This window comes from Micromonospora sp. D75 (assembly GCF_018070405.1).
GTDB lineage: Bacteria > Actinomycetota > Actinomycetes > Mycobacteriales > Micromonosporaceae > Micromonospora > Micromonospora chalcea.
In genome coordinates, this window is sequence record NZ_JAGPXV010000605.1 from 1 (window position 1) to 3,643 (window position 3,643).

Below are 3,643 nucleotides of genomic sequence, written 5' to 3' on the forward strand. Positions count from 1 at the left end.
GTCGGTCTCGTCGCCGGTCCAGTCCTGCCGCTGCGCGGGCAGGTGTTCCCGCATGCCGGCGCGGGCGCGCTGCAACGCGCTGTTCACCGAGTTGACCGAGTCGCCCAGGAGTTCCGCGACGTCCTTGGCCGGCCAGCCGAGCACGTCACGCAGGATCAGCACGGCACGCGGGCGTGGCGCGAGGTGCTGCACCGCGACCAGGTACGCCAGCTCGATCGTCTCCCGCGCCACCGCGACGGCTTCCGGCTCGTCCGCGCCGGTCGCGGGCAGCTCGTCGAGCAGCCGGTCCGGGTAGGGCTGCAGCCACCGCACCTCGCCGCCGGTCGCCGGCTCGGGACGGCACTTGGCCAGCAGGTCCAGGCAGGCGTTCGTGGCGATGCGGTACAGCCAGGCCCGGAACGTGGAGCGGCCGGCGAACGTCTCGCGCCGCCGCCAGGCGCGCAGGAACGTCTCCTGGACGGTGTCCTCGGCGTCCTCGAACGATCCGAGCATCCGGTAGCAGTGCACGTGCAGCTCCCGCCGGTGCCGCTGCGCCAGCCCGGCGAACGCCGGCTCGTCGACCTCACCCAGATCGCGTACGCCCAGCTCCGCCCGCCGTGGCTCCGCACCCATCACGTCATCCTCCCGCCTCGTCGTGGTCTGTCGCAGGTGTGACGGGTACGGGCGCGGAAACTCATCACCGCGCCGTCAGCTCGCGCGCGGCGCGTACATGATGATCGCGACGCCGACCAGGCAGATGGCCGCGCCGGCGAGGTCGTAGCGGTCGGGCCGGAACTTGTCGACGACCATGCCCCAGGCGAGCGACCCGGCGACGAACACGCCGCCGTAGGCGGCGAGGATGCGGCCGAAGTTCGGGTCCGGCTGGAACGTGGCGACGAATCCGTAGGCGCCGAGCGCGATCACCCCGGCGGCGACCCAGAGCAGGCCGCGGTTCTCCCGCCAGCCCTGCCACACCAGCCAGGCGCCGCCGATCTCGGCGAGCGCGGCGAGCAGGAACAGCAGGATGGACCGGACGACAGTCATGCGTCAGACCGTAGCCGGGCGCGAGGGTCGCGACGCCCGGCGCGGCGACACCTGCGGCCCGCCCGGTCCGCAGGCGTGATCACCGGCCGCCACCTGCGGCGACGTCGGGAATACGGCTGTGCTCGGCGGCCCGGCGGACTACCGTCACCGGAGTACGGGCCGACGCCGGACCAGGCGGCGCGTCCACGCCCCCGCCGTCGGCGTTGACGTGGCGGAAACGCCCGAGGGCGAGCATGGGTACGACGAAAGGGGCGGACATGACCGACGAGGTGACGTCGCAGGTCCCGCCGGACCCGGCTCCCGTGCTGAGCGCGCCCGCCGGCACCGGGCCGGTCGGACCGCCGAGCAGCCTGGACCTGTGGGCGCGTGCCCAGGTGCTGCACCGCTGCTTCGGCGACGACGACGGCGAACCGCACATCATGCGCGGCCTGGACTGACCACGCCGCTCAGCGCACCGTCACGCCGGCCCGCGCCAGCGTCTCCCACCAGGACGCGAGGTCCGGCACCGGCTCGGCGCGGGCGGTGAGCTCGTCCAGCCGCCGCAGTTGTTCCCTGCTCGGTGGCGGTGAGACGGTGGCGCCCACGCCGACCAGGGCGTACCGGTGGCCGCCGACGGTGAGCAGCATCGTGCCGAAGATCGTTCCCCGGGCCTCGACCTGCCCGACGGGCGCGGCGAACACCTCCGCGCCGCGCCGGTCGCCGGCCCGCAGCCAGCCCTCGTCGAGGGTCATCAGCACCGGCACGCACCGCAGGCCGTTCCAGAGGCTACGTCGCCAGTAGACAATTCCGGCGTACGACGGGTGCGGCTCCATCCCGGCGACGGTACCCGGGCCGATCCAGCGTGACCGGCGCGGGCGCCCGGGACGCCGTCGCCTGGTGAACGTTTCCCGGCGGCCGTGCGTGTGAGCCGGTGAGCATCACCGGCGTCCGCCGGGGGTACTGCTGCGGGACACGGGTACGAAAACCGGGAGGTCATGGTGGGGGACAGGGCGGGACGTCAGGGGCGCGGGCCGATCGCCGGGCTGGTGGTGGCCGCGCTGGTCGCGGCCGGCTGCATGGCCGGCGGCGTCGACCAGGGCGAGCCGCAGCAGCCCGTACCCCCGCGCAGCGCGCAGCCCGAGTCGCAGACCACCCGGGCGGACGGCACCACGAGCGTCGCCGAATTCAAGCAGGACATCGAGGACGCGGTCCGGCTGGCCGAACGCTACTGGGCGCAGCAGTTCCGCGCCTCCGGTCAGCGTTTCACCCCGATCCGGCGGGTGGTGCCCTACAGCCGGGAGGGCGAGGTGGCCTGCGCCGGGCAGGCGCTGCCCCGCAACAACGCCGTGTACTGCTCGGCCGGCGACTTCATCGCCTACGACGTGAACTGGTCGGTGGCGGCGTTCCGGCAGATCGGCGACGCGTTCCTGTTCTACCTGCTCGGCCACGAGTACGCCCACGGCATGCAGGTGCGGCTCGGCATCCGCTACAACTTCACCATCCAGCAGGAGCTGCAGGCCGACTGCATGGCCGGGGCGTACCTCGGGGACAGCGTGCGCGCCGGGGTGCTGGAGCTGGAGGACGGCGACCTGGAGGAGTTCCGGGAAGGGCTGCTGGCGGTCGGCGACGACCCCGACCAGCCGTGGTTCGCCGAGGGCTCGCACGGCACCGCCGAGCAGCGCAGCGATTCGTTCTTCCGGGGATACGAGAAGTCGCTGGGCGCGTGCGGTCTCGGGTGATGCCGCGGGTCACCAGGGGCGGGGACGGTGACGGGCGGGCCCGGCGCGGCTGGCAGGATCGGCGGGGTACGCGTATCGAAGGAGGCCCCCGCTGAGCAGCAAGCACCCCGCCGCCGTGCTCTTCGACATGGACGGCACGCTGGTCGACAGCGAGAAGCTGTGGGACGTCGCGTTGCAGGAACTGGCCGCCGTGTACGGCGGTGTCCTGTCCGACGACGCCCGCCGCGCGATCGTCGGCACCGGGATGGCCGACGCGATGCGGATCGTGCACGACGACCTGGGCCAGCCGGAGCGGGACGTGCAGGAAAGCGCCGACTGGATCAGCGCCCGGATCCTGGAGCTGTTCCGCACCGGGCTGCGCTGGCGTCCGGGCGCGCTGGCGCTGCTGCGGGCGGTACGGGACGCCGGCATCCCCACCGCGCTGGTCACCTCCAGTGGCCGGTCCCTGGTCGAGGTGGCCCTGGACACGCTGGGCCGGGACAGCTTCGACGCGGTGGTATGCGGCGACGAGGTGGACGCGGCCAAGCCGCACCCGGAGCCGTACCTGACCGCCGCGCGTCTGCTGGGCGTACCGGTCGAGCGGTGCGTGGCGATCGAGGACTCACCGACCGGCGTGGCGAGCGCGCTGGCAGCCGGTGCGGCGGTGCTGGCCGTTCCGGCCGAGGTGCCGCTGGCGCCCGCCGACGGCGTACACCAGATGGAGAGCCTGCTCGGGGCGGACCTGGAGCTGCTCGCGGCGCTGCTCAACCGTTAGGAAGGGCCCCTTCTTATGCACGAGGCGTTAAGTGAGTGTTTGAGATTCCGGCTCAGGTGTGGGTTGCCTGGGCCGGTTTCGTGTGTCGGGCCAGGCGGGTGACCATGACGTGGATCATGGCCCAGGTGACGAAGGCGGCGTGGCTTGT

The 3,643-nt window shown here is 73.1% G+C and carries 7 protein-coding genes; 3 read left to right on the forward strand and 4 right to left on the reverse strand.

From position 1 onward, the window contains the following. The 3 genes from KBX39_RS26325 to KBX39_RS26335 all read right to left on the reverse strand — a co-directional run. Nucleotides 1-612, reverse strand: a 612-nt coding sequence (locus tag KBX39_RS26325) for an RNA polymerase subunit sigma-70 (RefSeq protein WP_210873031.1), incomplete at its 3' end; no start/stop codon positions are given. 75 nt (nucleotides 613-687) lie between these two features. Next, the gene (locus KBX39_RS26330; RefSeq protein WP_064446108.1) at nucleotides 688-1,023 is read right to left on the reverse strand and encodes a YnfA family protein; all 336 of its coding nucleotides are present in this window, start codon (nucleotides 1,021-1,023) and stop codon (nucleotides 688-690) included. A 79-nt stretch (nucleotides 1,024-1,102) separates the two neighbouring features. Beyond that, nucleotides 1,103-1,282 carry a hypothetical protein gene (locus KBX39_RS26335; protein ID WP_147265157.1) on the reverse strand — a complete coding sequence of 60 codons (180 nt, stop codon included), beginning with the start codon at nucleotides 1,280-1,282 and terminating at the stop codon, nucleotides 1,103-1,105. Between KBX39_RS26335 and KBX39_RS26340 the strand changes: the two genes are divergently transcribed. Next, nucleotides 1,281-1,460: a hypothetical protein gene (locus KBX39_RS26340; RefSeq protein ID WP_043324402.1), complete on the forward strand. Its 180-nt coding sequence runs from the start codon at nucleotides 1,281-1,283 to the stop codon at nucleotides 1,458-1,460. The genes KBX39_RS26335 and KBX39_RS26340 overlap by 2 nt on opposite strands. A 9-nt stretch (nucleotides 1,461-1,469) precedes the next feature. On the opposite strand, the gene KBX39_RS26345 is transcribed toward KBX39_RS26340, so the two are convergent. After that, nucleotides 1,470-1,835, reverse strand: coding sequence for a hypothetical protein (locus tag KBX39_RS26345; protein WP_166456052.1), 366 nt, complete (start codon nucleotides 1,833-1,835; stop codon nucleotides 1,470-1,472). Nucleotides 1,836-2,000: 165 nt separating this feature from the next. Between KBX39_RS26345 and KBX39_RS26350 the strand changes: the two genes are divergently transcribed. Next, nucleotides 2,001-2,741 carry a neutral zinc metallopeptidase gene (locus tag KBX39_RS26350; protein ID WP_187693785.1) on the forward strand — a complete coding sequence of 247 codons (741 nt, stop codon included), beginning with the start codon at nucleotides 2,001-2,003 and terminating at the stop codon, nucleotides 2,739-2,741. A gap of 115 nt (nucleotides 2,742-2,856) precedes the next feature. Continuing rightward, nucleotides 2,857-3,495 (forward strand): HAD family phosphatase, encoded by a 639-nt coding sequence (locus KBX39_RS26355; protein ID WP_104112479.1) that lies wholly within the window; start codon nucleotides 2,857-2,859, stop codon nucleotides 3,493-3,495. Nucleotides 3,496-3,643: the final 148 nt, after the last annotated feature.